The organism is Comamonas sp. FG99, from assembly GCF_057808605.1.
On sequence record NZ_JBMDII010000024.1, the window covers coordinates 1 to 25,992 of the forward strand.

The 25,992-nt window shown below is 68.3% G+C and carries 26 protein-coding genes; 10 read left to right on the forward strand and 16 right to left on the reverse strand.

The features are described from left to right. Positions 1-136 precede the first annotated feature (136 nt). Genes ACODRX_RS16400 through ACODRX_RS16410 form a run of 3 tightly spaced genes read right to left on the reverse strand, consistent with a single transcriptional unit; the run spans position 137 to position 3,266 of the window. Complete coding sequence (locus tag ACODRX_RS16400; RefSeq protein WP_488872597.1) at positions 137-1,177, reverse strand: apurinic/apyrimidinic endonuclease family protein; 1,041 nt, start codon at positions 1,175-1,177, stop codon at positions 137-139. Continuing rightward, positions 1,174-2,226 carry an aromatic ring-hydroxylating dioxygenase subunit alpha gene (locus tag ACODRX_RS16405; RefSeq protein WP_488872598.1) on the reverse strand — a complete coding sequence of 351 codons (1,053 nt, stop codon included), beginning with the start codon at positions 2,224-2,226 and terminating at the stop codon, positions 1,174-1,176. Before ACODRX_RS16405 ends, ACODRX_RS16400 begins: the two co-directional genes overlap by 4 nt. A gap of 14 nt (positions 2,227-2,240) precedes the next feature. After that, positions 2,241-3,266, reverse strand: coding sequence for a PDR/VanB family oxidoreductase (locus tag ACODRX_RS16410; RefSeq protein WP_488872599.1), 1,026 nt, complete (start codon positions 3,264-3,266; stop codon positions 2,241-2,243). Between the two features lie 109 nt (positions 3,267-3,375). Here ACODRX_RS16410 and ACODRX_RS16415 point away from each other — a divergent pair, with 109 nt between their 5' ends. After that, on the forward strand, positions 3,376-4,323 hold the full coding sequence (locus ACODRX_RS16415; RefSeq protein WP_488872600.1) for a LysR family transcriptional regulator: 948 nt from the start codon (positions 3,376-3,378) through the stop codon (positions 4,321-4,323). On the opposite strand, the gene ACODRX_RS16420 is transcribed toward ACODRX_RS16415, so the two are convergent. From ACODRX_RS16420 to ACODRX_RS16430, 3 genes are read right to left on the reverse strand one after another with little or no spacing between them, the layout of a single operon-like run. Continuing rightward, positions 4,283-4,912: a LysE family translocator gene (locus tag ACODRX_RS16420; protein WP_488872601.1), complete on the reverse strand. Its 630-nt coding sequence runs from the start codon at positions 4,910-4,912 to the stop codon at positions 4,283-4,285. The two genes, ACODRX_RS16415 and ACODRX_RS16420, sit on opposite strands and share 41 nt — an antisense overlap. Then, complete coding sequence (locus ACODRX_RS16425) at positions 4,905-5,396, reverse strand: putative toxin-antitoxin system toxin component, PIN family (protein ID WP_488872602.1); 492 nt, start codon at positions 5,394-5,396, stop codon at positions 4,905-4,907. The genes ACODRX_RS16420 and ACODRX_RS16425 overlap by 8 nt, the downstream gene beginning before the upstream one ends. Further along, complete coding sequence (locus ACODRX_RS16430; protein ID WP_488872603.1) at positions 5,393-6,673, reverse strand: THUMP domain-containing class I SAM-dependent RNA methyltransferase; 1,281 nt, start codon at positions 6,671-6,673, stop codon at positions 5,393-5,395. Before ACODRX_RS16430 ends, ACODRX_RS16425 begins: the two co-directional genes overlap by 4 nt. Before the next feature lie 159 nt (positions 6,674-6,832). Here ACODRX_RS16430 and ACODRX_RS16435 point away from each other — a divergent pair, with 159 nt between their 5' ends. Beyond that, a complete protein-coding gene (locus ACODRX_RS16435) occupies positions 6,833-7,189 on the forward strand; it encodes a DMT family transporter (RefSeq protein WP_488872604.1) in 357 nt (118 codons plus the stop codon). 6 nt (positions 7,190-7,195) lie between these two features. On the opposite strand, the gene ACODRX_RS16440 is transcribed toward ACODRX_RS16435, so the two are convergent. Further along, a complete protein-coding gene (locus ACODRX_RS16440) occupies positions 7,196-8,290 on the reverse strand; it encodes a YeiH family protein (protein ID WP_488872605.1) in 1,095 nt (364 codons plus the stop codon). 90 nt (positions 8,291-8,380) lie between these two features. Here ACODRX_RS16440 and ACODRX_RS16445 point away from each other — a divergent pair, with 90 nt between their 5' ends. The 4 genes from ACODRX_RS16445 to ACODRX_RS16460 all read left to right on the forward strand — a co-directional run bounded on the left by ACODRX_RS16445 (position 8,381) and on the right by ACODRX_RS16460 (position 11,484). Next, a complete protein-coding gene (locus tag ACODRX_RS16445) occupies positions 8,381-9,265 on the forward strand; it encodes a LysR substrate-binding domain-containing protein (RefSeq protein WP_488872606.1) in 885 nt (294 codons plus the stop codon). Between the two features lie 80 nt (positions 9,266-9,345). After that, the gene (locus ACODRX_RS16450) at positions 9,346-9,684 is read left to right on the forward strand and encodes a tRNA-binding protein (RefSeq protein ID WP_488872683.1); all 339 of its coding nucleotides are present in this window, start codon (positions 9,346-9,348) and stop codon (positions 9,682-9,684) included. A gap of 24 nt (positions 9,685-9,708) precedes the next feature. Continuing rightward, the gene (locus ACODRX_RS16455; protein WP_488872607.1) at positions 9,709-10,464 is read left to right on the forward strand and encodes a hypothetical protein; all 756 of its coding nucleotides are present in this window, start codon (positions 9,709-9,711) and stop codon (positions 10,462-10,464) included. Positions 10,465-10,572: 108 nt separating this feature from the next. After that, positions 10,573-11,484 (forward strand): aspartyl/asparaginyl beta-hydroxylase domain-containing protein, encoded by a 912-nt coding sequence (locus ACODRX_RS16460; RefSeq protein ID WP_488872608.1) that lies wholly within the window; start codon positions 10,573-10,575, stop codon positions 11,482-11,484. Between the two features lie 7 nt (positions 11,485-11,491). Here the strand turns inward: ACODRX_RS16460 and ACODRX_RS16465 are convergent, their stop codons facing one another. The 3 genes from ACODRX_RS16465 to ACODRX_RS16475 are packed head-to-tail and all read right to left on the reverse strand — an operon-like array spanning position 11,492 to position 14,330. Further along, positions 11,492-12,538, reverse strand: coding sequence for a TauD/TfdA family dioxygenase (locus ACODRX_RS16465; protein ID WP_488872609.1), 1,047 nt, complete (start codon positions 12,536-12,538; stop codon positions 11,492-11,494). Between the two features lie 20 nt (positions 12,539-12,558). Further along, positions 12,559-13,356: a class II aldolase/adducin family protein gene (locus ACODRX_RS16470; protein ID WP_488872610.1), complete on the reverse strand. Its 798-nt coding sequence runs from the start codon at positions 13,354-13,356 to the stop codon at positions 12,559-12,561. Then, positions 13,353-14,330 (reverse strand): tripartite tricarboxylate transporter substrate binding protein, encoded by a 978-nt coding sequence (locus ACODRX_RS16475; protein WP_488872611.1) that lies wholly within the window; start codon positions 14,328-14,330, stop codon positions 13,353-13,355. Before ACODRX_RS16475 ends, ACODRX_RS16470 begins: the two co-directional genes overlap by 4 nt. Positions 14,331-14,465: 135 nt before the next feature. On the opposite strand from ACODRX_RS16475, the gene ACODRX_RS16480 reads away from it, so the two are divergent. Further along, a complete protein-coding gene (locus ACODRX_RS16480; RefSeq protein WP_488872612.1) occupies positions 14,466-15,365 on the forward strand; it encodes a LysR family transcriptional regulator in 900 nt (299 codons plus the stop codon). Here the strand turns inward: ACODRX_RS16480 and ACODRX_RS16485 are convergent, their stop codons facing one another. The 6 genes from ACODRX_RS16485 to argS form a co-directional block, all read right to left on the reverse strand. Beyond that, entirely contained in the window at positions 15,366-16,919 is a 1,554-nt protein-coding gene (locus tag ACODRX_RS16485; protein WP_488872613.1) for an RNA polymerase factor sigma-54, read from the reverse strand. A 27-nt stretch (positions 16,920-16,946) separates the two neighbouring features. Next, positions 16,947-17,741, reverse strand: coding sequence for an LPS export ABC transporter ATP-binding protein (gene lptB, locus ACODRX_RS16490; RefSeq protein WP_488872614.1), 795 nt, complete (start codon positions 17,739-17,741; stop codon positions 16,947-16,949). A gap of 2 nt (positions 17,742-17,743) precedes the next feature. After that, complete coding sequence (lptA, locus tag ACODRX_RS16495) at positions 17,744-18,430, reverse strand: lipopolysaccharide transport periplasmic protein LptA (RefSeq protein WP_488872615.1); 687 nt, start codon at positions 18,428-18,430, stop codon at positions 17,744-17,746. Between the two features lie 165 nt (positions 18,431-18,595). Next, positions 18,596-19,240 carry a thiol:disulfide interchange protein DsbA/DsbL gene (locus tag ACODRX_RS16500; protein ID WP_488872616.1) on the reverse strand — a complete coding sequence of 215 codons (645 nt, stop codon included), beginning with the start codon at positions 19,238-19,240 and terminating at the stop codon, positions 18,596-18,598. Positions 19,241-19,296: 56 nt separating this feature from the next. Next, positions 19,297-20,028, reverse strand: a complete 732-nt coding sequence (locus ACODRX_RS16505; RefSeq protein WP_488872617.1) for an SPOR domain-containing protein — start codon at positions 20,026-20,028, stop codon at positions 19,297-19,299. A gap of 24 nt (positions 20,029-20,052) precedes the next feature. After that, positions 20,053-21,762: an arginine--tRNA ligase gene (gene argS, locus ACODRX_RS16510; RefSeq protein WP_488872618.1), complete on the reverse strand. Its 1,710-nt coding sequence runs from the start codon at positions 21,760-21,762 to the stop codon at positions 20,053-20,055. A gap of 118 nt (positions 21,763-21,880) precedes the next feature. On the opposite strand from argS, the gene ACODRX_RS16515 reads away from it, so the two are divergent. From ACODRX_RS16515 to ACODRX_RS16525, 3 genes are all read left to right on the forward strand, one after another. Beyond that, complete coding sequence (locus ACODRX_RS16515; protein ID WP_488872619.1) at positions 21,881-22,432, forward strand: sigma-70 family RNA polymerase sigma factor; 552 nt, start codon at positions 21,881-21,883, stop codon at positions 22,430-22,432. Continuing rightward, complete coding sequence (locus ACODRX_RS16520; protein WP_488872620.1) at positions 22,429-23,421, forward strand: FecR family protein; 993 nt, start codon at positions 22,429-22,431, stop codon at positions 23,419-23,421. The genes ACODRX_RS16515 and ACODRX_RS16520 overlap by 4 nt, the downstream gene beginning before the upstream one ends. A gap of 115 nt (positions 23,422-23,536) precedes the next feature. Then, positions 23,537-25,975, forward strand: a complete 2,439-nt coding sequence (locus ACODRX_RS16525; protein WP_488872621.1) for a TonB-dependent siderophore receptor — start codon at positions 23,537-23,539, stop codon at positions 25,973-25,975. Positions 25,976-25,992 lie beyond the last annotated feature (17 nt).

Here is a 25,992-nt window from a genome sequence, read left to right on the forward strand (position 1 = left end):
CCCCCCCCCCCCCCCCCCCCCCCCCCCCCCCCGCCGGGGGATATTCTTCGGTATTCATCGTGTCTCCTTCATGCGCCGGCCCGCCGCCGCGGACCTGGCTTGTCATAGGGTCATGCGCGCTGGGGGGCGGCCAACGTCAGGGCTTGGTCCCGGCGGCCTCCTGCTCGAGTTCGGCGCAGATCTGCGCATGGGCCGAGCGGATGAAGCGGGCCACCGCGACGCTGGACTCGAAGGTGTTGTAGTGCACCCCCAGGCCATAGTCCGGCAGGTTGATGTAGTCCACCGTCATCAGCTGCAGCGGGCTGTCCGCATGCGTGAGGTGGTGGCGCAGGGTCTTGCGCACCACCTCCTTGGTCGGCTCCAGCAGATAGGCATGCCATTCGTCGTACCACTCGCCGGGGCGCGGCCGCACGAAGGGGTACTGCACGCCGCGGCCCGGCCGGCCATCGTCGCCCAGCGCCCAGCGGTTGCGCGGGCCGGCCGGAGCCGCCGGCCGGTTCTGCTGCCACCAGACCATGTTCATGCCCAGCCATTCGTCGGCCAGGTTGCCGTCCTCGAACGGATCAAGCACCACGCGGCCGGCCTGCACGTCTTCGCGGATGCCCGAGATCTCCTGCTCCTCGGAATTGGCGATCTTGAAGATGCAGTGGCTGTAGTCCATCACGAAGTTGAACGGCACGCCCTCGGCGCGGATGCGGCGCGCCAGCGGGGAGACGCGGCGAAAATCCTCCGACCACATCAGGATGTGGACCTCGAAGCCGATCTCCACGCGGTAGCGGTGGCCAAGCTCGTAGGCGCGCAGGTAGAGCTCGGCCAGCTCGCCGTCGGTGACCACATGGCCCTGCGCATGGTGGGTCAGCACCATCATGTTGTGGAAGCGCACGCCGGTAGCCGCGCAGTTCTTCAGGTGGCCTTCGAGCACCTGCAGCGGCTCGGCGCCGATGCGGTAGGTCCAGGCCGAGCCCCAGACCGGAAAACCGTACTTCTCGACCGCGCGGACATAGTCGTCCACCTTCTCGGTCAGCGGCAGGCGGTCGAAGAAATCGAACACACCCGACTCCACGACCATGCGGAACTGCGTGTCGACCGGCAGCTCATCGAGCGACACCGGGCGCTCGGGGCTGGAGTTCTGCACGCCGCGGCCGGCGCATCCCAGCAAGATCGGCTTGTGCTTCATGCGGCCTCCTTCGCGAGCTGGCGCTCGCGCACCATCTCCAGCAGCCAGCGCCGATAGGCCATGGTGACCGCGTCGGCGCCGCGCACCGGCAGCTCCAGCCGGCTTTCTTCGCCCACGATGGGAATCAGCTTGGGCTCCTGCGATTCGATCACCGGCTGGTCCTGCTCCAGCACCACGCGCTCGAAATCCAGGAAGAACGCATCGTGCTCGGGCTCGACGCCGAAGTCGCGCGCAATCCACCAGAAGCTGCGCGTGCTGACCGCCGAGAGCGGCGACGCGGCCATGAGCAGCGCATAGTGCCTGCCGTTCTCGAAGGTGCGCCGCAGGTGCACCGTGTGCGGCATGCTCACCTGGTAGGAGTTGGCCACCGAGATCCAGGCATCGCCCTCGATCCCCAGCAGCTCGCGCTTGCGCCCCACGCTGGGCTCGCGCGTCGGGGCGCGCTCGAAGCGCAGCACGCCCTCTTCGCGCCAGGGCTCGACCGTGTCCACCTCGGGCCGCTCGCGGCTGCCGATGCTGCCGTCGTGCACGAAGGCGAAGTGCGAGAAATCGACGAAGTTCTCCAGCCGGCGCGGCGCGCTGGTCTCCCAGTCGTAAGCCGGCCCGCGGATGACGCGGTAGGCCGGATCGTCGAACTCGGGAAACTGCGGCGGCGCAAACCGGGGCTGCTCCTGCAGGCATACCCACACCATGCCGCAGGCCTGCGCCACCGGGTAGCTGCGGATGGACGGCTTCATGATCTCCACCAGTTCGTTGCGCGCCGGTATCTTCACGCAGCGGCCCTCGGCGTCGTAGCGCCAGCCGTGGTAGGGGCATTCGAAGCAGCCGTCCACCACCGCCCCCTTGGACAGCGCCGCGCCGCGGTGCGCGCAGCGGTCGGACAGCGCCACCAGCTTGCCGGCAATGCGCGCCAGCACGATCTTCTCGTCCATCAGCACGACCTGCTGCGGGCTCTCGCCCACCTCGTCGGCATAGGCCACCGGGTGCCAGAACTGGCGCAGCGTCGCATACAGCGGATGCTGGCTGTAGTCTCGGGTTAGGCATTGCATCGTGGGGTCTCCTTTCAAATATCCAGAACCAGCCGGCCCGAGCGCGCCCGCGAGACGCAGATCATCATGGTCCGGTTGCTTGCGCGCTCGGCGGGCGACAGCAGCGCATCGCGGTGCAGCGGCTCGCCCTGCAGCACCGCGGTCTCGCACGAGCCGCAGATGCCCTGCTTGCACGAATGGGGCAGGCTTTCTCCGGCCTGCAGCAAGACATCGAGGATCGACTGCCGCGGCGGCACGCGGTGCACCGCGCCGCTGTTGAGCACCACCTCGAACGCCTCGTCCCCGGCCTGCTCCTGCCCGGTGGGGCTGGCGCTGAAGCGCTCCACATGCAGCTGCGCCTGCGCGATGCCGCGCCGCCCGGCCGCCGCCACGAAGGCATCGAGCATCGGCGCCGGGCCGCAGCAGTAGAAATGGCTGTCCGGCGCATGCCGGCCCAGCAGCGCATCGATGTCGATGGGCGCGCCGCCGGCCTCGGCGTCGAAATGCGTGTGCACGCAGCCCACGCTGCCGGCCTGCGCCAGCGCCCGGGCCTGCTGCACGAATGCGGCATGCTGCGCCGAGCGGGCGCAGCAGTACAGCGTCCAGCGCCGGCCCTGGCGCTGCAGTTGCTGCGCCATGCTCCACAGCGGCGTGATGCCGATGCCGCCCGCCAGCAGCACCGCGGGCGCGCGCGAGCCGTCCAGCGCGAAGTTGTTGCGCGGCACGCCCAGCATCAGGCGCTCGCCCGGGCGCAGCCCACCGTGCACATAGGCGGAGCCGCCGCGGCTGCGAGAATCCAGCCCCACCGCAATCACATAGCGGTGGCGTTCGCCGGCATTGAGCAGCGAATACTGCCGCACCAGGCCCTGCGGCAGATGCACGTCCACATGCGCGCCGGGCTCCACCGCGTGGCAGCGGGCCCCGCCCTGCGGCACCAGCACCAGCTGCAGCACGCCGGCCGCCACGCGCTCCAGGCTGTCCACCTGAAAGGCGGACAGGCCGGAGCCAGCGGCGCTGCAGGTGCTGTCGGGGGTCTCCATCGTGGTCGTCAGGCAGTTCATGGGCTGCTCCAAGAGTTGTTGGCCTTGATTAAAGGCAAGATGCATTCATTCAACAAGTTGTTTTTTTAGATAGACTCATCAATAAATTCACTGAATTGAAAGCGCCACGATGCAGCCCAACGTCACCATCCGGCAGCTGCGCGCCTTCGCGCTGCTGGCCCAGACCGGCAAGTTCACGCTGGCCGCGCAGCGCATGCACATCACCCAGTCGGCGCTGAGCACCCTGGTCAAGGAGCTGGAGCAAGGCGTGGGAGTACGGCTGTTCGACCGGCACACGCGCATGGTCGAGATGACCGAGGCCGGCGCGGACTTCTACGAAGTGGCGCACAAGCTGCTGGGCGAGCTGGACACGGCCGTCGCCAACATGAACGGCCTGGCGGCGCTGCGCAACGGCCGGGTGCGCATCGTGGCCTCGACCGTGATCTCGGCCAGCCTGCTCAGCGGCGCCTTCAAGGCCTTTCGCAGCCTGCACCCCGGCGTGCAGTTCGTGCTGCACGACGTGGCCGAGGAAGAGATCCTGCGCGTGGTGGCCTCGGGCGCGGTGGATTTCGGCATCGGCACCTTCCTCGACACCGACGAGGACATCGCCGAGTCCCACCTGTTCGACGACGGCTTCATCGCGCTGTGCGCGCCCGAGCATCCGCTGGCCCGCAAGCGCCGCATCCGCTGGCGCGACCTGCAGGGCGAGCCCTTCATCGCGCTGGCGCCGGGCAGCCCGATACGCCGGCTGATCGACGACACCGTGGCGCGCGAGGGCCTGCGACTGAATGTGGTGAATGAAGTGTCGTTCTCGACCACCGTGCTGAGCCTGGTCAGCGCCGGCGTGGGCATCAGCGTGCTGCCGATGAACAACCATCCCTACCTGCGCGGCTTCGAGGTGCATGCCGCGCCGCTGGTCGCGCCCGGCGTGACGCGGCGCATCTCCATCTTCACGCAGCGCCGCCGCTCACTGCCACCCGCGGCCGAGGCCTTCATCGCGTTCCTGCATGCGCAGGTGCGGGCGCAGCAGGCGCGGCCTAGCGGCTCTGCACCGCGACTTTCAGGCCCAGCGCGATGAAGATGCCGCCCACGATCTTGCCCTGCCAGCGCGCCAGCCACGACAGCCGACGCACATAGCAGCCCAGCAGCGGCACCGAGCAGGCCAGCGCCGTGGTGTAGGCCGCGCTGAGCGCCACGAAGATCAACCCCAGCACCATGAACTGCACAAAGGCCGAGCCCTGCTGCGGATGCACGAACTGCGGCATGAAGGCCAGGAAGAACAGCGCGGTCTTGGGATTGAGCAATTCGGTGGGTATCGCCTGCCAGAACGCCTTGGCGGGCGAGATGGCCGGCTGCTGCGCCAGCGCGGCATCGGCAGCGGGCCTGGCCAGCATGGCACGCACGCCCAGGTAGATCAGGTAGGCTGCGCCCAGGTACTTCACCAGGTTGAAGGCCAGCGCCGAAGTCATCAGCAATGCCGACAGCCCCACGGCCGCGAACAACGTGTGGAGAAAATCGCCGACGGCAATGCCCAGCCCGGTGGCGATCCCCACCCCGCGCCCGGCCTGCGCCGCGCGGCTGAACACCAGCAGCACGGCCGGGCCGGGAATCACGAACAGGCCCAGAACGACGGCCACGAAGGCTCCCAGGGTTGCGAGATCAGGCATCTTCCACCTCCAAAGCCTCTTGCGCCAGCAGCACATTGCCCACCAGCGCCCCATACTGCGCCGCCCGCTTGCGCAGGCGCAGCACGGCCTTGTCCTTGCTGACGAGCAGCGCGCAGTGCGCGCAGGCCAGGTCGAGGAAATGCTGGTCGTCGGGGTCGGTGCAGGTGTAGCGGATCTTCGGCGCCTCGGCCACATATTCCACCGCGGCGTCGAAGGCGGCCAGCACGCCCTCGGCCGTCTTGCCGTAGAAGGCCACGCGCGGCGCGATCTGGCTGTAGTGCAGCACCCGCTGCAGCTCGATGCGCTGGGCCTGGTCCGCGATCCAGTGCAGCCGGCCCTGCGCCAGCAGCTCGCGGATCGGCGGGATGTGCGGATCGTCGAAGATCAGCATGTCGAGCACCACATTAGTGTCCAGCACCAGCGCCCGCGGCTCGGGGCCGCTGTAGTCGGCGTTGCAGTGCGGCCAGCGCAGCACGATCTTCATGCGCGGCTTTCGCTATCGTCCGCGGCCGGCTTGCGCGGCTTGACCGCGCCCTGCACCATGTCGAAGCGGAACAGCCGGCATTCGATGGGGCCGTTCCACATGGGCGTGCGGCGCGACTCCTTCAGGCGCATCTTGCCGGGCAGCTTCAGGTCGGGCGTGAGCATCCAGGCACTCCAGCCGCTGTAGTGCTTCTTCCAGTGCGCGGCCAGCTGGCTGAAGAATTCGACGCCGTCCTCGGTCTGCGCGCTCTCGCGGCCGGCGCGCTCAAGCTGCCCCATGCGCTCGGCCGCATTGCGCCCGGCGCTACCCGCCGCGGCGATGCGCTCGCCATAGGGCGGGTTCAGCAGCATCATGCCAGGCTGCTCGCTCGGCGGCATGCGCTGCAGCGCATCGCCGCCGCGCAGCTGCACCGTATCGCCCACGCCGGCGCGCTCGGCATTGCGGCGCGCAAAGTCGACCATGCGAAAGGAGATGTCCGAGCCATGGATGCCCACCGGGCTTTCGGGCAGGATGGCCGCCTCGGCCTCGTCGAGCATGGCTTCCCACACATGCCTTTGGAACGGCACCAGCTTTTCGAACGCGAAGCGGCGCAGGATGCCGGCCGGTATGCGGCGCGCGATCTGCGCGGCCTCGATCACCACGGTGCCGCTGCCGCAGCAGGGGTCGTACAGCGGCTGCGGGTTGGGGCCGTGCGGGTCCCAGCCGCTGGCGGCGATCATCGCGGCGGCCAGCGTCTCCTTGAGCGGCGCATCGCCCTTGTCCTCGCGCCAGCCGCGCTTGAACAGCGCCTCGCCCGAGGTGTCGATGTAGATGGTGGCCTGGTCGGTGGTGAGGTGCAGGTGCACGCGCACATCGGGGCTGCGCGTTTCCACGCTGGGCCGCTGGTCGCCCCGCTTGGCGCGGAAGCGGTCGGCAATCGCGTCCTTGACCCGCAGCGCGGCAAAGTTCAGGCTCTGCAGCGGGCTGTGCTGGGCGGTGACCTCGATCTTGAAGGTCTCGCGCGTGGAGAACCAGATCTCCCAGGCCACGTCGCCGGCGGCGCGGTACAGGTCGTTCTCGCTGCGGTACAGCGTCTGCGACAGTTGCACCAGCACGCGCTGCGCGAGGCGGCTGTGCAGGTTCAACAGCATGGCATCGCGCCAGGTGCCGCGCACCATCACGCCGCCGCGGCCCACCATCAGGTCGTGGCCGGTATAGCCGGTGATGGCATGGACCTCATCGGCCAGAAAGCCCTCGACGCCGGCGGCGCAGGGCAGAAACAATTGCAATGGATTCATAGGATGGCCGCAAGCATACGCGCTGGCGCGCGCCCTGGCAGCAGCAGCCGGCGATGGCACAGCACGGCGGCCGTGCATTGGCTATCAAAATCAATAGCTGCCCGCACAATACCCACAAGCGCCAAGCGGCAATTTCACGGATATTCCTACAATCACCGCATGCCCACATCCCTGTCGACCCATACGCTCACCTGGATCTACCTGCTGACCGCGATCGCGGCCGAGGTGATCGCCACCTCGTCGCTCAAGGCCAGCGCCGGCTTCACGCGGCTGGGCCCGTCGGTGCTGACGGTGCTGGGCTATGGCATGGCCTTCTACTGCCTGTCGCTCACGCTGCGCCACATGCCGGTGGGCGTGGCCTATGCGGTGTGGTCGGGCCTGGGCGTGGTGCTGATCACCGCGGTCTCGTGGCTGCTGTTCGGGCAAAGGCTCGACCTGCCGGCGCTGCTGGGCATGGGCCTGATCGTGGCCGGCGTGCTGGTGATGAACCTGTTCTCCAAGACCATGGGGCACTGAGCGCGCTCAAGCCACGCCGATCAGGTGTATGAGCCCGAAGCTGATCGCGCCCAGGACGATGAGCGACAGGGTGACTGCCGCCGTCACCCGCGGTCCGGCCTTGGCCACGACCCGGATGTCCACGCCCAGGCCCAGCGCCGCCATCGACACGGTGGTCAGCAAGTTGGCGACGACGGCCGTCGGGTGCAGCACCGGCTCGGGGATCCATCCGGCGGTGCGAACGCCCGCCACGACGAGAAAGCCGATGATGAACCAGGGCACGAGCTTGTGCAGCGCGGGCCTTGCCGGTTTCGCATGAACGCCGGCAGCCGCCTGCGGCACGGGTGCGTCCGTTTCGCTGCGCAGCTTCGACGCCACCAGGGACATCAGCAGCACGACCGGGCCGAGCATCAGCACGCGCACCAGCTTGACCACCGTTCCCACCTGGTTGCTGAGGGCGCCGATCGGCAGCGTCGCGGCGAGCACCTGGGGCACGGCGTAGACGGTCAGGCCGGCCAGGACCCCGTATTGCGTCAGCGACAGCTGCAGAAGCGGCACGAACAGCGGCAGCACCAGCACGACGATCACGCCCAGCACGGCCGTGAAGGCGATGGACGAGGCGATGTCCTCGCCATTGGCGCCGATGACCGGCGCCACGGCGGCGATGGCGGAATTGCCGCAGATCGAATTGCCGCAGGCCACCAGGATGGCCATGCGCTGCGGCAGGCCCAGCGCCCGGCTGATGGCGTAGCTCGCCGCGATCGCCACGACGACGACGGCGGCAATGCCGGCGATCAACTCAGGCCCGATGGCCAGCAGCGCGCGCACGCTCACCGATGCCCCCAGAAGCACGACCGCGATTTCGAGCAGTGTCTTGGCGCTGAAATCGATGCCGGCGTGCAAGGCGCTGGGCGGCGTCCAGACGCTGCGTACCGCAACGCCCAGGAGAATGGCGAACACCAGCGCCTCCAGCCACGGGCGGCCTACCAGATCGACCTCGATCGCCTCCAGCAGATAGGCCACGGCGGTGACGAGAATGCACAGGCCCATGCCCGGAAGCAGCCGTGCAGGGGCCGAGCGGGTGGGATGGGTGGGGACGGGAGCGGTGTGGGCAGCGGGCATGGTCATTCCTCTTGGAGACCGATCTTGCCCATGGATTAACATTCATTCCATCTTAATGTAATGAATGTTTCGTTCGATTATTCTGCACAAATGACGCTGGACCAACTTCGCATCTTCATCGCCGTCGCCGAGCGCGAACACCTCACACGTGCCGCCGATGCCTTGCACCTCACCCCCTCGGCGGTGAGCGCGGCCATCCATGCCCTGGAAAGCCGCTACGGGGTCCGCCTCTTCCACCGGATCGGGCGCCGCATCGAGCTGAGCCAGACGGGGCGGCTGTTCCTGGCCGAGGCCAAGGCCACCCAGCAAAGCGCCAGGCTGGCCGAGCTGGCCTTGACCGAGCTGGGCGGCCTGCAGCGGGGCACGTTGACCATCCAGGCCAGCCAGACCATCGCCAGCTACTGGCTGCCGCCCTTCCTGGTGGGCTTCAAGGCGGCGTATCCGGCGATCGGCGTGGTGCTGCGCGAAGGCAATTCCGCCGACGTCGCGGCCGCCGTGCTGGACGGCACGGCCGACCTGGGCTTTGCCGAAGGGGCCATCGACGCCCCCGCGCTGGCGCTCACGGCAGTGGCGCGCGACCGCCTGGTCGTCGTGGCCGCGCCCGAGCATCCGCTGGCGGCACGCAAGGCCTCGCCCCAGGACCTGGCCGAGGCGACATGGATATTGCGCGAAGAGGGCTCCGGAACACGCTCCGCGTTCGAGGCCGCGTTGCGTGCACTCGGCGTAGACCCCGCGCGGCTCGCCACGGCGCTGGAATTGCCCACCAACGAAGCCGTCTGCGTGGCGGTGCGCTCCAGCACCCATCTCACGGTGGTCTCCGACCTGGTGGCGCGCCCCCACATCGATGCAGGACGCCTCGCGCTGATCGCCATCGATCTCGGCACCCGCGTCTTCAGCCTGGTACGGCACAAGGAGCGCTATCGCACCCGGGCATCGGAAGCCCTGCAGGCCCTGCTGCCCGGCATGGGCGGATGACCCACCCCAAGCGTCTTGCGACAATCGGCGCGCCCGCCGGCGGCATGATGGCCGCCATGCACAAGGAATCCGATACCGCCATGACCGAAATCACCTGGAACGAATTCACCCGCGTCGAGCTGCGCGTGGGCCGCATCGTGCAAGCCGAGGTCTTCAAGGAGGCGCGCAAACCCGCCTACAAGCTGCAGGTGGACTTCGGCCCCGAGCTCGGGCTGCGCAAATCCAGCGCGCAGATCACCCAGCTCTACCAGCCCGAGGAGCTGGTCGGCCGGCTGGTGGTGGGCGTGGTCAACTTCCCCAGAAAGCAGATCGGCCCGCTGATGTCGGAATGCCTCATCACCGGCTTTCACAATGCCGACGGACATGTGGCGCTGTGCGTGCCCGATGGCGAGGTGCCGCTGGGCACTAAACTGTTGTAGTTGCATTTTCGATAGGACAACCCCATGCCATTTGCCGGAATCGGCCTGCACCTGATCGTCGCCATCTTCTTTGCCGTGCACGCGGTGCGCACCGGGCAGCAGATGTACTGGCTGTTCATCCTGCTGGCGTTTCCGCTGCTGGGCAGCCTGATCTATTTCCTGGCCATCTACCTGCCCAGCTCGCGCCTGCAGCGCCAGGCCACCCGGCTGGCCAGCACCGCCGTGAAGGCGCTCGATCCAACGCGCGAGGTGCGCGAGGCGCAGGCCGCATTCGACTACACGCCCACCGCGCAGAACCAAGTCCGCCTGGCGCAGGCCCTGCTCGCGGCGGGCCAGCCGGCGCAGGCGCTGCAACATTTCGAGGCCTGCATGAAGGGCCCGTTCGCCAATGACCTGGACATCCGCTGGGGCGCCGCGCAGGCCGCCTACGATGCCGGCCAGAGCACCACCGCGCTGCAGCACCTGCAGGCCATCGCCCAGACCGATGCCCACTACCGCGCCGAGGCGGTGGGCCTGCTGGTGGCCAAGGCCTATGCCGCACAGGGCGACAACACGATGGCGCGCAAGTCCTTCGACTTCGCGCGCGACAAGTCCGGCAGCTTCGACGTGACCGCCGAATACGCGATCTGGGCCGCCAGCCGCGGCGACTGGGACACCGCCAACCGGCTGCAGGCCGAGCTGCACAAGGCCATGACGCCCTGGACGCGCCAGCAGCGCGAGCTCAACCGCGACATGCTCAAGCGGCTCGACGCCGCCTTCGCGCAGCAGCCCAGAAATTGAGGCGATATCGGCCGTAAACGCTTACCCATCAACCGCTTTATGCTTCTATTTATATAGCAATATCGCCTGCTGCCGCCAGGGTCGAGGCCCTGCAGCTACACTCGCGGGATGGCCAAAACCGTCTTATTGCTCATCGTTGCCCTGTTTGCCGGCTGCGGGCTGTACATGCACCTGCGCGGCAAGGTACGCCACAAGGCGCTGCGGCAGATGTTCGACCACTCGACCTTCACCGCGCCGTTCAACGTGTTCATGCTGGCCTTCTCGAAGGTGCCGCGCACGCCCTACCTGCCCACCAGCACCTTCCCCGAGCTGGCGCCGCTGCAGGCCCACTGGCGCGAAATCCGCGAGGAAGCCATCAACCTGCACAATGCCATGCAGATCAAGGCCGCGGCCAACAACGACGACGCGGGCTTCAACTCCTTCTTCAAGACCGGCTGGAAGCGCTTCTACCTCAAGTGGTACGGCGATGCCCACCCCTCGGCGATGGAGCTGTGCCCCAAGACCACGGCCTTGGTGAAATCCATTCCTAACGTCAAGGCCGCGATGTTCGCCGAGCTGCCGCCCGGCGCCAAGCTCAACCTGCACCGCGACCCGTACGCCGGCTCGCTGCGCTACCACCTGGCGGTGCTGGCGCCCGACGACGACCGCTGCATGATCGAAGTCGACGGCCTGCCCTACAGCTGGCGCGAGGGCGAAGGCGTGATCTTCGACGAAACCTACATGCACTGGGCCGAGAACCGCAGCGAAGGCAACCGCATCGTGCTGTTCTGCGACGTGGAGCGGCCCATGACCAACCGCTTCGCCCAGTGGCTCAACGGCTGGCTGGGCAAGAACGTGGTGGCCGCCGCCAGCTCGCCCAACAACGACGGCGACCCGCGCGGCCTGATCAGCAAGCTGTTCAAGATCTCGTTCTACATGGGCCAGTACCGCCGCCGCTTCAAGGCCTGGAACCCCACGGCCTACAAGCTCACCAAGTTCGGGCTGATGATCGCGGTGGTGGCGGCCTTCGTCTGGTGGTGACGGGCGCTCAATCCAGCAGCGCCACCTGAACCTCGCGCGGGCCGCGGTAGGGGTTGCGGCCATGCCAGACCTGCAGGTTGTCGAGGATCATCACGTCGCCGTCCCGCCAGGGCCACTGGTAGGTGAAGCGATCGCACAGCGCCTCCATCTGCGCCACTTCGTCTTCGCTCAGGCGCTCGCCATTGCCCAGCGACGCGCCGGTGCGGTACTTCTGGTGCCGGCGGTAGGCCTGGCTGCGCGCCTCGTCCTCGACCTGCGGCCGCATGTGGATGACCGAGCGGTACAGCTTCTGCCCCGTGGCCGGGTGGGTGACGAAGGGCTCCAGGTCGTTGAAGACCGTGAGGCTGCCGTCGTCGTGCCACAGCGGCCGCAGGCCTTTGCCGGCGCAGATGCGCTCGACATCGGCGCGCTCGTCGGTGAAGAAGGCCTGGTTCCAGCCGCGCTGGTCCATGTCGGCGTAGCTGTCGTCCAGTGCCTGGCTGGGCGGCCCGAAGTTGCGCGTCATGCGCGTGCCCAGCTGCTCCAGCCTGCCGCGGATGGCGGCCGGCATGGCGGCGACGAAGCCGCGCATGTCGCCGATGATGGTCTCTCCGCCTTCGATGGCGGTCTGGCGCGAGAAAAAGGCGATGCGCCGGGGGTAGTCGCGCATGTAGGCCATTTCGGAATGGATGGCCAGCCGCACCGAGCTGGCCAGGCGGGTCGATTCCATCACCTGGCCCTGGATGGCCTTGCGCGGCGCGCGCCCGCCCTCGTAGCTGCCCGCGAACTGCGGGAAAAGCGCGGTCAGCGCGCCGAAATCCGCCGTCTCCTCCAGCGCAAAGCCGCGCAGCACGATGCCGCCGTGCGCGACGATCAGGCGGTCGAGCTGCGGGCGCGAGACGCGCACCCAGTCCAGGAAAGCCTGGCGTTCGGCCAGCGGCCCGCCTTCGCGGCAGCAGATGAACAGCGGCGCCTGGCCGGGCACGCGCTCGTAGCAGTAGACATCGTCGCCCAGCTGGTGGATGGATGCGGGCACGGCAACGCCGGCCAGCTCTTCAGTGAAAGTGGCTTGCATGGAAATTCCTCTCAAAAGCTTCAATCGCGATAACTGGAGTCGAGCCGGTCCATCTCGCGGCGGATGGCCGCCCATTCGCGCTCGCCACGCACGGGCACCCTGGCAAAGGCGTCGCGCGTGGACTGCACCGCGGTCGCATCGGCCAGCCGCAGTTGCCCGGCCGCCATCGCATCCACCTGGATGCGGCAGGCCGACTCCAGCCAATACAGGTTGAAGAAGGCCTCGGCGATGGTGCGCCCGCCCACCAGCAGACCGTGGTTGCGCAGGATGGCCACATGGTGCCCGCCCAGGTCCTGCACCAGGCGCTCCTGCTGCGGCAGCAGCACCTCGGGCCCGCTGAAGTCGTGGTAGGCGATGCGGCCGTGGAACAGGCAGGCCTGCTGCGACAGCGGCAGCAGCCCGCACTCCATGGCCGAGACCGCCGTGCTGGCCCGCGTGTGCACATGCAGCACGCACTGCAGGTCGTGGCGCGCCGCATGCACCGCGGTGTGGATCACATAGGCGGCCGGGTTCAGGCCCAGGCCGATGTCGGGCTCATAGAGGATGTCGCCGTTCAGGCGGATCTTGAATAGCCTGGATGCGCTGACCTCGGTGTACAGCAGCCCGTAGGGGTTGAGCAGGATGGCCTCGTCCTCGCCGGGCACCCGGGCCGTGATGTGGTTGTAGATCAGGTCGCTCATGCCGTAGCGCTGCACCGCGCGGTACAACGCCGCGAGGTCCTGGCGCAGCCGCCACTCGGCCTCGCCCACGCCCCGCCCGCGCCAGTAACCCGCATCGTAGCCGGTGGCCATGTCCGCTGCTTGCAGGTGCGCCGTCATTGGAGGGCCAATCCCAGTTCGCGGATATTGTCGCGGTCGGCCGCGAACTGGCGCGCGGCATAGTCCGAGTAGTCGCGCGCGCCGAGGAAGCGGTCGGGCATGGATTCCATAGCCAGCGCGCGCTGGTAGTTCCCGTCGCGGGTGGCGCGCTGGATCGCATCCTGGATGCGGGCGACCAGCGCGGCATCCATCTGCCTGGGGCCGGCAATGCCGATGACCGACTGCACCGTGATGTCATAGCCCAGCTCGGCCATCGTGGGCACATCGGGCCAGCCCGGCAGGCGCCCGGGCTCGGCCACCGCCAGCAGGCGCACCTTGCCGGCCTGGGCCATCGCGCCCCAGCCGGCCTCGAACATCACATCCACATGGCCGCCCAGCAGTGCGGCCATGGCATCTGCGCCGCCCTTGAAAGGCACATAGTTCACCGCAATGCCGGCCTTCTTCTGCCACTGGCCGGTGGCGATCTGCCCCAGCGAGCCGGTGCCCACGGCCGCCACGTTGAGCCTGCCGGGATTGTCCCTGGCATAGGCCACCACCTCGGCCAGGCTTTTCCAGCGCGAGCCCGCCGGCACCGAAACCGCGTAGGTGTAGCTGGTCAGCCCGACGATGTAGCTGAAGTCCTTGAGCGGGTCGTAGCTCACCTTCTGCAGGTGCGGCAGGCGAAAGACCGCGGTGGTGATCACCGCCAGCGTCGCGCCGTCGGGCGCGGCCCGGGCCATGGTGGTGGGGCCGAGCGTGCCGCTGGCGCCAGGCTGGTTGAGCACCACCACCGCCGGCCCCTGCGCCGACAGCGCATGGGCCAGTGCCCGCATCTGGGTATCGATGGGCCCGCCCGCGGGGAAAGGCACGATGAGGCTCACCGGCCTGGCCGGCCAGGCCGGCGCCGCCCGGCCCAGCGGCGCGCACAATGCCGCGCCGCAGCCAGCCGCCAGCTGCAGCCATGCGCGCCGGCTGCTGGAATACTGTGATTGCATGATGTCTCCTGATACGTGGGGCTTGCCGTGGATTCACGGCCGTTACAGCGTTTTCAGTGTAGGAAAGACATCCGTTATCAGTAATTCCCACAAGCTGGCATTGCAATGCCTTGTGAGAATATCCGGGATACCACCATGCGCATCGAAGACCTGCAGACCTTCCAGGCGGTCACCCGCTTTCCCAGCCTGAACCAGGCCGCCGCCGAGCTGGGCGTGTCGCAGTCGACGCTGACCAAGACCCTGGCCCGGCTCGAGGCCGAGACCGGGCTCAGGCTGTTCGAGCGCTCGCGCCAGGGCATCGCGCTCACCGAGCTGGGCCGCACTTTCGCCAAGTACGCGCAGAACATCTCGATCACGCTCGACGCGATGCATGCCGAGATGGGCGACATGCACGCCGCGCGCGCCGGCAAGGTACGCCTGGCCACACTGCCGCACCTGCTGCCCAGCCTGGTGTCGCCGGTGATGCGCCGCTTCCTGGCATCGCGCCCGCTGGCCACCTTTTCGGTCTCCACCAGCCTGAGCCCCCACCTGCTGGCGCAGCTGCAGACCGGCGAGGTCGATCTGGTGTGCGCCTCGATCCCGGACGAGATCCCCGCCGGGATCGCGGTCGCGCCCATTGGCGCGCTGCAGGTGCAGATCGCGGTCAGCGCCAGCCATCCGCGCCTGCAGGAGCTGCGCGGCTTTGCCGACCTGGCGCGCGAGCGCTGGATCGTGCCCGCCAGCTCGATCTACCTGCGGCAATGGCTGAACCAGCGCTTCGTGCGGCTGGGGCTGCCGCTGCCGCGCATCGCGGTGGAGAGCAATGGCTCGCAGCTCGCCTTCACCGAGCTGCTGCGCCACACCGACCTGATCGGCATGCTGCCATCGCACACGCTGGGCCAGCCAGAAGGCGCCGGGCTGGTGGGCCTGGCGGGCGAAGGCATGCGCTGGCAGCACGACTTGGCGCTGCTGTGGCGCGAGCAAGGCCATCTGTCGGCGCTGACGCAGGAGTTCCGCGACGCCATGCTGCAGGCCGGGCAGCAGATGGTGCTGTGACTACAGCGTCTTGCGCAGGTTGGCCGGCGGTATCCGCAGCGCCTCGCGGTACTTGGCCACGGTGCGGCGCGCGCATTCGATGCCCTGCTGCTGCAGCAGCTCGGCGATCTTGCTGTCCGACAGCGGCTTGTTCGGATTCTCGGCATCGAGCAGCTGCTTGATCAGCGCCTTGACCGCGGTGCTGGACGCGCTGCCGCCAGCCTCGGTGCCCAGGCCCGAGCCGAAGAAGTACTTGAGCTCGAAGGTGCCCTGCGGCGTGGCCATGTACTTGGCCGTGGTCACGCGGCTGATGGTGGATTCGTGCAGGCCCAGCTCGTCGGCGATCTCGCGCAGCACCATGGGGCGCATGGCCAGCTCGCCGTGCACGAAGAAGTTCTTCTGCCGCTCCACGATGGCTTGCGACACGCGCAGGATGGTGTCGAAGCGCTGCTGGATGTTCTTGATGAACCAGCGCGCCTCCTGCAGGCGCTGCTGCATGCCGGCATGGCCCTGCTCGCCCTTGTGGCCGCGCATGGCGCTGGCATAGAGATCGTGCACGCGCAGCTTGGGCATCACCTCGGGGTTGAGCTGCACCCGCCACTGCGGCGCCTGGCCGGCGCGCGCGGCGGCGCCCGGGCGCACGATCACGTCGGGCACGATCACGTTGCGCTCCACGTTGGCGTAGGGGCGCCCCGGGCGCGGCTCCAGCCCGGCGATCAGCGCCATGGCCTCGCGCACCACCGCCTCCTTGCAGCCGGTGAGCTGCACCAGCTTGCGCACATCGCGGCGCGCCAGCAGATCGAGCGACTCATGGCAGACCAGCAGGGCCGTCTCCAGCGCCTCGGCACTCTTGTGCCGGCCGCGCTGCAGCGCCTTGATCTGCAGCACCAGGCATTCCTGCAGGTTGCGCGCGCCCACGCCCACCGGCTCCATGCTCTGCAACAGGCGCAGCGCCACCGTCAGGTGGTGCATCACGGTGTCCAGCGCCTCGGCATCCTCCGCGTCGGCCAGGTTTCCGGCCAGCTCGACCAGCGGCTCTTCGAGATAGCCGTCGTCCGAAAGCGATTCGATCAGGAAATACAGCGCGGCCCGGTCCTCGGGCGACAGCCGCAGCGCCAGCGCCTGGCGGTGCAGCGCGTCCTGCAGCGACTCGTGGGCATGGGTGTGGTCGAGGGCGGAGTAGTCCTCGTCGTCGCTGCCGGCGCCGCGCGCCGGCATGTCGCCGCCCCAGTCGTCGGTGGCGGTGTCGCGGCCGTCGTCGCCCTCCCAGGGCAGGGCTTCGGCGCTGACCTCGGCCACGGGTTCGGCATCGAACTCGGCGGTGGCGCTTGTCTCACGCACGCTATCAGCTACAAAATCAGAAGCAACCTCGTCGGCGGCCGGCTCGCGCGGCGCGGCTTCCGCCGCTGTCTCGGCCTCATCCTCGGCCCGCTCCAGGAACGGATTCTCGTCGAGCATCTGCTCCACTTCCTGCTGCAGCTCCTGGGTGGACAGCTGCAGCAGCCGGATGGACTGCTGCAATTGCGGGGTCAGCGTCAGGTTCTGCGAAACCTTGAGCGACAGGCCGGGCATCATGGACACGACTCTACAGGCCCGCTCGGATCACATGCGGAAGTGCTCGCCCAGGTACACCCGGCGCACATCGGCGTTCTCGACGATCTCCTGCGGCGTGCCCTGCGCCAGCACCCGCCCATCGCTGATGATGCAGGCGTGGTCGCAGATGCCCAGGGTCTCGCGCACGTTGTGGTCGGTGATGAGCACGCCGATGCCGCGGTCCTTCAGAAAGCCGACGATGCGCTGGATCTCGATCACCGCGATCGGATCGATGCCGGCGAACGGCTCGTCCAGCAGGATGAAGCGCGGCTGCGTGGCCAGCGCCCGGGCGATCTCCACGCGCCGGCGCTCGCCGCCGGACAGCGCCACCGCCGGCGATTCGCGCAGGTGCTCCACGCGCAGCTCCTGCAGCAGCGAGGTCAGGCGGCGCTCGATCTCGCTGCGCGGCAAGGCCCGGCCGCCTTCGTCGCGCTGCAGCTCCAGCACGCCGCGCACATTGTCCTCGACGCTGAGCTTGCGGAAGATCGATGCCTCCTGCGGCAGGTACGACAGCCCCAGCTGCGAACGCTGGTGGATGGGCATGTTGGCCACCGAGTGGCCGTCGATCAGGATGTCGCCCGCGTCGCTGCGCACCAGGCCGACGATCATGTAGAACGAGGTGGTCTTGCCGGCGCCGTTGGGCCCCAGCAGGCCCACGACCTCGCCCTTGCGCACGGACAGCGACACGTCCTTGACCACCTTGCGGCTGCCGTAGGACTTCTGCAGGTGCCGCGCCTCCAGGCAGCTCAGGTCGCTGCCGGCGGCCAATTCGCGCACCGCGATGGTGCTGACAGGCTCCGCCACGATTATTTCGCCCCTTCATTGAGCTGCGGGCTGGAGCGCAGCTGCGTGCCAGGCCCGGCAGCGGGCGGCGCGGCCGGCTTGGCGCCGCTGCCACCCCCGCTGCCACCGCTACCCGCGCCCTGCGAATCCTTGGGCGACAGCATCACGCGCACCCGGCCGCCGCTCTTGGCGCCCGGCTTGGGCTCGCTGGCCTGCGCGGATTTCTGCCCGTTGACGGTGAAGGTGTCGCTCAGGTTGTTGTAGACGATCACCGAGCCGCTGACCTGGTCGGTCAGCGTGGTTTCGCGGTAGCGCCGCAGCTCGGCCCGGCGGTTCAGGTGCACGGTGTCGTCGCGGCCGTCGTAGGTGATGACCTCGCCCTCGCCCTCGATGTACTCGGCGGGCGCGCCCGGCAGGGTATCGCGCTTTTGGCGGAAGAACGCCAGCTTGCCGGCGCCGGCCGTGACCACGCCGCGCTGGTAGCCGTCGCGGTCCTGGCTGACCTCCAGCTTGGCACCGCGGATGACGATGGTGCCCTTGGTCACCACCACATTGCCGGTGAACACGCTGGTCTGCTTGAGCTCGTCGTGCTGGCCCTCGTCGGCCTCGATGTTCATGGGCTTCATGCGGTCGGCTTTTTCCGCATGCGCACCACCGCCCCAGGCCAGCATGGCCAAAGCGAGAACCCCAGAAATGAAACGAATCTTCATACGCGGCATGTTTTTTGCTCCGCCGATTGTAGCCAGCCTGCCCGGCGCCTTCACCGGAAATGGCCCCAAGGCCTGTTCACTTCGTGTCGCCGCGGCCCGCGGAAAAAGCCCAAAGCCCGCTGACGCGGGCTTTGGGCCTTGGCAATCCTTGGCGATTCCAGAGATTTACGACTTGGACTGCGCCGCCAGGTATTCCACCACCTGCAGCACATTGGTCATCGAGCCGGCGCGGGTGCCGTCGGTGTAGTACTTGCCGGCCACGCCCATCGCGGGCACGCCCTCGACACCATAGGCGTCCTGCAGCTGGGTGGCCTTGCGCACCTGGTTGGCCACCGAGAAGGAGCCGTAGACCTCCTTGAACTTGGCCATGTCCAGGCCCTGCTTTTCCATGAAGGCGAAGATCTCGTCGTCCTTGTTCAGGCGCTGGCGCTCCACATGGATGGCGTGGAACACCTTGACATGCACCTCGGGGATCTTGCCCATGGTCTCCAGCGTGTAGTAGATCTTCTGCTGCGGCACGAAGGTGTTGTTGAACGCGATCGGCACGCGGCGCACCTGCAGGTTCTTGGGCGCGTTCTTCGCCCAGGCCTCGAACTCGGGCTCGAAGGCGTTGCAGTGCGGGCAGCTGTACCAGAAGAATTCGATCACGTCGACCTTGCCGGCGGGCGCCTCGGGATTGACCGGCGTGCGCAGCTTGACATAGTCCTTGCCCTCCTTGAACTTGGCCTGGGCCAAGGCGCCCTGCGTCGGCAGGGCCAGGGATGCGGCCGCCACCGAAGCGGCGGTCAACGAGAAATCACGGCGTTTCATAAAAAGCTTTCTCCTGGTGCGGTAGTGGCTATGGGAGCGGGGGCCAGCGAAAAAGTTCAACGCTGCACGCGCACGATCTGCGCATCGACGCCAGCGCCATCGAGCTTGCCCTTGAGGCCGTCGGCATCGTCGCGCTTGGCGAAGGGGCCCACCCGCACGCGGTACACCACGCGGCCGTTCACCTCGCGCTCGGTGACCCTGGCCTCCCAGCCCATCATCGCCAGCTTGGCGCGCTGCGCCTCGCCGTCGTTCTGGGTACGAAAAGCCCCCGCCTGCACGAAATACTGGTAGGGATCGGCGGCGCCAGCGGCGCCGCGCGACTTGGCCAGGTCGCCCAGCGGATCGGCCGACTGGCCGGCCTTGGGATCGAGCTTGGCAACGGCGGTCTTGTCGCCCGCCTTGTCTGTGGGCTTGTCGCTGGCCTTGTCGGCCGTCTTGGCCGCGCCCGGCTTGGTGTCGGGCAGCACCACCTCGGGCTTGGTCGCCACGGCCGGCGGCGGCGGCGCGGTGTCGGCGCCGGGCTTGGGCGGATCGGGCACCACCACGCCCTGCACCGCGGGCGTGCTGCTGCGCGCGGGGTTCTTGCCGTACAGGGGCGAGTTCGGGTCCCAGTTCTGATTGCGCTGCTGCTCTTCCTTGTCCTTGGCGTCGGTGCGCACGCCACCTTTGTTGACAAAGGGCACCGGCACGTTGGTGACGTAGATGGCCACCGCCAGCGCAGCCCCCAGGCCGACGAGCAGGCCCAGGATCAGCCCCAGAATGGTTCCCCCGCGTTGATGTTGTCGCATGAACGGTCTCGTTTCTCTCTGCAATTACATGCGCTCCGGCGCACTGACGCCCAGCGTGGCCAGCCCGTTGCGCAGCACCTGTGCGGTGGCGGCCACCAGGGCCAGGCGCGCCAGCTTGACAGCCTCGTCGTCCACCAGGATGCGTTCGGCGTCATAGTAACTGTGATAGCAGGCCGCCAAGTCGCGCAAATAAAAAGTTACATCGTGCGGCGCGTTGTCGCTGGCGGCGGCGGTGAGCATCTCGGGATACCGGGCCAGCTGCAGCATCAGCGCCTGGGCCTGCGGGCCTTCGAGCGCGGACAGGTCCACCCCCTGCAGCGCCCCGGCGCCCGCGCCGCCCTGCTCTTGCCAGCCCCGCAGCACCGAGCAGATGCGCGCATGGGCGTACTGCACGTAGTACACCGGGTTGTCGTTGTTCTGCGCCACCGCCAGGTCGACGTCGAAGGTGTAATCGGTGTCGGGCTTGCGGCTGAGCAGGAAGAAGCGCACCGCGTCCTTGCTGGTCCACTCGATCAAATCGCGCAGCGTGACGTAGCTGCCCGCGCGCTTGCTGATCTTGACCTCTTCGCCACCCTTGACGACCCGCACCATGGTGTGCAGCACGTAGTCGGGATAGCCCTGGGGAATGCCGACGCCTGCAGCCTGCAGGCCGGCGCGCACGCGCGCGATGGTGCCGTGGTGGTCGGTGCCCTGGATGTTGACCACCTTGTGGAAGCCCCGCTCCCACTTGGCGATGTGGTAGGCCACGTCGGGCACGAAGTAGGTGTAGCTGCCGTCCTTCTTGCGCATCACCCGGTCCTTGTCGTCGCCGTAGTCGGTGGACTTGAGCCACAGCGCGCCGTCCTGCTCGTAGGTATGGCCGTTGGCCACCAGGCGCTGCACGGTCTTCTCGACCCGGCCCGAGGTGTAGAGGCTGGATTCGAGGTAGTACTCGTCGAATTTGAGGTTGAAGGCCTGCAGGTCCTTGTCCTGCTCGTTGCGCAGGTAGGCCACCGCGAACTGGCGCACGTTGTCGTAGTCGGCCACGTCGCCGTTGGCGGTGAATTCGCGGTCGTCGGCCTTGACGCTCTTGCCGGCCAGGAAGTCGTTCGCGATGTCCTGGATGTAGTCGCCGTTGTAGAAGGCCTTGCTGGCCGGATTCTCCGGGTCGGTGGGCCAGCACTCGTCGCCGGGCTTGAAGCCCCGGGCGCGCAGCTGCGTGCTCTTGGTCAGCGTGTCGATCTGCACGCCGGCGTCGTTGTAGTAGAACTCGCGGTGCACATCCCAGCCCTGGGTGGCGTACAGGTGGCAGATCGCGTCGCCCAGCGCGGCCTGGCGGCCGTGGCCCACGTGCAGCGGGCCGGTGGGGTTGGCCGAGACGAACTCGACCAGGATCTTCTCGCCGCGCGCGGGCTGGAAGCCAAAGCGCTCGCCCTGCGCCAGTACCTCGCGCACCGCCTGCTGCTTGGCGGCGGGCTTGAGGCGGATGTTCAAAAAGCCCGGGCCGGCGATCTCTATGCCCTGCACCCACTGCTGGAAGGCTGCGGTAGCCTCCAGCGCGGTCTTGAGCTGCTCGCCCAGCGCGCGCGGGTTGGCCTTCAGCGGCTTGGCCAGCTGCATGGCCGCCGTGCAGGCAAAGTCGCCATGGGCCGCCACCTTGGGGTTTTCAAATGCGGCGCGCGCGCCAGCGCCGGGCGATAGTTTTTCAAGCTCCGCGGCCAGGGCCGCGAGCAATTCCTGTTTGACGGAGAGCATCACGGGATTTTACGTGGCCGCACCATGTCCTGCCGCCCAGGTATGGGGTTGCCTGCGGCGGCACGGATAAAAACCCATAAAATAGTAACAATTCTCATTTGCAAAGCAGCCTATCCCCATGTCCTTGCCGAGTCCGCCCTGCAGTCCGATGCAACAGGCGCAGCAGCTCTATGCCGGCCACCACGCCTGGCTGCTGTCGCGGCTGCAGGCACGGCTGCGCAATACCGCCGAGGCGCAGGATGTGGCCGCCGAGACATTTTTGCGCGTCATCGCCGCGCGCCAGCCGGTGGATGTGAAGGAGCCGCGGGCATTTCTCACCACCATCGCCAAGCGCCTGCTGTTTTCGCTGTGGCGCCGGCGCGAGCTGGAGCAGGCCTACCTGGACGCGCTGGCGCAGCACCCCGAGGAGACGGCCCCATCGCCCGAAGACCGGGCCGTGCTGCTGGAGACGCTGGAACACATCGTCCACGCGCTGGACGGTTTGCCGCTCAAGGCGCGCCAGGCCTTCCTGCTCAGCCAGGTCGAGGGGCAGAGCTACCACGCCATCGCCGCTGCATTAGGGATATCGCACAGCACCGTGCGCCGCCACATGGCCGAGGGCTTTCGCCGCATCGCGCTGGCCCTGGCGCGCCAGGATGCCGGCATTGGCCTGCCGCACCCGCGCCCATGAGCGCCAGCACGCAGGCCGACGCGACCGAGGCCGCCATCGCCTGGCTGGTGACGCTCAATTCCGGCGCGGTCAGCGATGCCGAGCGCGCCGATTTCAATGCCTGGCTGGACGTGCCCGGCCACCGTTCCGCCTGGGAAGCCCTGGCCGGCCCGCTCAGCGAGGCCTTGGCCCCCGCCCGTGCCGTGGCTGCGCGCACGCCCGGCGCTGCTGGCCCATTGAGCGCGGCCCTGGCCCGCGCCGAAACCCGCGTCCAGGGGCGCCGCCGCATGCTGCGCGGCGCACTGGCGCTGGGCGGCGTCACCACCGCGGCGACAGCGGCGCTGCTGACCGCCAATCGATACACCCCGCTGGCGCAGCTGGCCGCCGACCTGCGCACCGGCACCGGCGAGCGGCGCGATTTCACGCTGCCCGACGGCAGCACGGTGCAGCTGGCCGCGCGCTCGGCGGCCGATATCGACTTCGGCCCCGGCCGCCGCGTGGTCACGCTGCGCGAGGGCGCGCTGATCGCCGACGCCGCCCCAGCCGGCCGGCACGGCGGCGCGCCTTTCGTCGTGCGCACCGTCCATGGCCAGGTGCGCGCGCTGGGCACGCGCTTCGTGCTGCGCCGAGGCGACATCGACAGCTACGTGGGCATGCTCGCGCACCGCAGCGAGGTGACCGCCACCAACGGCCGGCAGCTGGAGCTGGATGCCGGCCAGGGCGCACGTTTCGGCCCGCAGGGCGTGGCGCTGGACGAAGCATCCCCCTCGGCGGCGAGCGCCTGGCGGCGCGGCCTGCTGGAAGTGCACGACCAGCCGCTGGGTGAAGTGATCGCGCTGCTGCGCCCCTGGCGCGCCGGTTTCATCCGCATCTCGCCGCGCGCGGCGGCGCTGCGCGTCTACGGCAGCTATACGCTCGATGACACCGGCCAGGCGCTCGCCGCACTGGCCGAAACCCTGCCCATCACCTTGCGCACATACCAGCGCGGATGGCTGGTGGTGATCGAATAGGCGCCACTGCAAGCATGCGAGCGCCTTTGGCGCCGCGGAGAAATTTGAGCACTTTTTCGCGCTCGGCCGACAAACCCCTCGGAACCCTTTGTCATCCAACATTCCCGAGGACTTCATGCCTGCCATCCGGACCTTTCTGCCGCGCCCGCTGGCCATTGCCGCCGTGCTTGCCTGCGCCGTGGCCGCCCACGCGCAAACCCGCCAGAACTACAACCTGCCCGCCCAGCCGCTGGGCAGCGCGCTCGCCCGCATTGCCGCAGGCAGCGGCCAGCAGCTGAGCATCGATGCAGACTTGGTGCGCGGCCGCAGCGCCCCCGCCATCCATGGCAGCTACACCGCCGAGCAGGCCGCCCGCGCGGCGCTCGCGGGCAGCGGGCTGGAGCTGGTGCATACCGAAGCGGGCCGCTGGGCGCTGCGGCCTGCGCCACCACCGCACGCCGCGGCGCGGCCAGCTGCCGAGCAAGCCAGCCTGGCCGAAGTGCGCGTCACCGCCGCCGCGCTGCGCGACAGCAGCACGACCGAAGGCACCGGCTCCTATACCTCGGATCTCGTGACCATCGGCAAGGGCGAACAATCGCTGCGCGAGATCGCCCAGTCGGTGTCGGTCATCACCCAGCAGCGCATCCAGGACCAGGGCCTGTCCGACATCAAGCAAGCACTGCAGAACGCGCCCGGCGTGAGCATGATCGCCAACGACCCTGGCGGCCAGTTCTATTCGCGCGGTTTCTTCATCGAAAGCTACCAGTTCGACGGAGTGCCACTGGAGCGCCAGCTCTATGCACGCGGCTCGGCCTTCAACAGCAGCCTGGCGATCTACGACCGCGTGGAGATCATGCGCGGCCCACAGGGCCTGCTCGAAGGCGCCGGCAACCCCTCGGGCGCGGTCAACCTGGTGCGCAAGCGCCCAACACCGCAGCGCCAGTTCGTGCTGACTGGCAGGCTCGGCTCATGGGAGCAGCGCGGCGCGCAAGCCGACCTGAGCAGCCCGCTCAACGCCAGCGGCACCATTCGCGGCCGCGTGGTGCTGGACTACGACAGCGCCAACTCCTTCCGCGAACACTACGACTCACGCGAGCGCACCGCCTATGGGGCACTGGACATCGACCTGGGCCCCGCCACCACGCTGGGCCTGGGCTTCAGCCGCGAAAGGCCCGCCGGCAGCCTGGACTGGACCGGCCTGCCCAACTACGGCGACGGCAGCATGCCCGCCTATGCGCGCTCCACCAACCTGAGCCCGCCCTGGAGCCGGGCCGACAAGACCCAGGACAGCTGGTACCTCGACCTCGCCCACCGCTTCGGCAACGACTGGAAATTCAACGCCGCGCTGGTGCGCGTGCGCGAGGCCAACGAGCTCAAGTACCTGCTGCGCACGGGCCGGCTCGGGCCGCCGAACACCATGCGCGGCGACGCCTACTATTTCGACATGCTTTCGCGCCAGATCGGCGGCGACGCCTACCTCAGCGGCAACACGCAGCTGCTGGGCCGCAAGCTGGCCATCACCGCCGGGGCCAACTTCTCCCACCTGCGCAGCACCGACATCTGGGGCTGGAAGCGCAACCTCGAAAGCCTGAGCGGCAGCTACGACCAAGGCTCCACGGCGCCCGAGCCGAGCGGCGCCGACATCCTGGCCGCCAACCGCATGGACGACGGCTACCGCTCCGACAAGAAGGGGATCTACGCGAGCGCGCGCTATGAACTGAGCCAGCCACTGTCACTGGTGCTTGGCGCCCGGCTGTCATGGTTCGAGCAGACCTATGTGTCGGACGGCGCCTGGGGCTACTCTGAAAGCACCGCCAAGGCCAGCCGCAAGTTCACGCCGTTTGCCGGGCTGATCTACCAGCTCGACGGGCAATGGTCGGTCTATGGCAGCCATGCCGACATCTTCAAGCCGCAGACCCAGCGCAATGCCTCGGGCCAGATTCTCCAGCCGGTCACCGGCAAGACCTGGGAGCTGGGCCTGAAGGGCCAATTGCCCGGCGGGCGGGCCAATGCCTCGTTCGCGCTGTTCCGCACCGAGCAAAAGAACGTGGCCTACCAAGACGACAGCGTGCCCGAGGAAGTGGCCAACACGCTGTGCGGCGGCACCTGCTACCGCGCATCCTCGCTCATGCGCAGCCAGGGCCTGGAGGCGGAGCTCAGCGGCGAAGTCGCGCGCGGCCTGCAGCTAGCCTCCTCCTATACCTATACGCATACGCGCTACCGCAGCGCCGACGTGCCCTCGGTCGGCTACGACATTTCGGCCAATACGGGAGTGCCCAGGCACATGGCACGCGTCTGGGCCAGCTACCGGCTGCCCGGCGCATGGAGCCGGCTGAGCGTTGGCGGCGGCATCCGCGTGCAAAGCCGCTCGTCCGACTTCGCCTACTACGGCCGCACCCAGGGCGGCTACGCCGTGCTCGATGCGCGCCTGGCCTGGCAGGCCACCAAGGAGCTGTCGCTTGCGCTGAACATCGGCAACCTGACGGACAGGCGCTACTTCCGCTCCATCAGCTACGACCACAACTACTACGGCACGCCGCGCTCGTTCCTGCTGAGCATGCAGTACCGCATGTGATTGCCACCCGGCAGGCG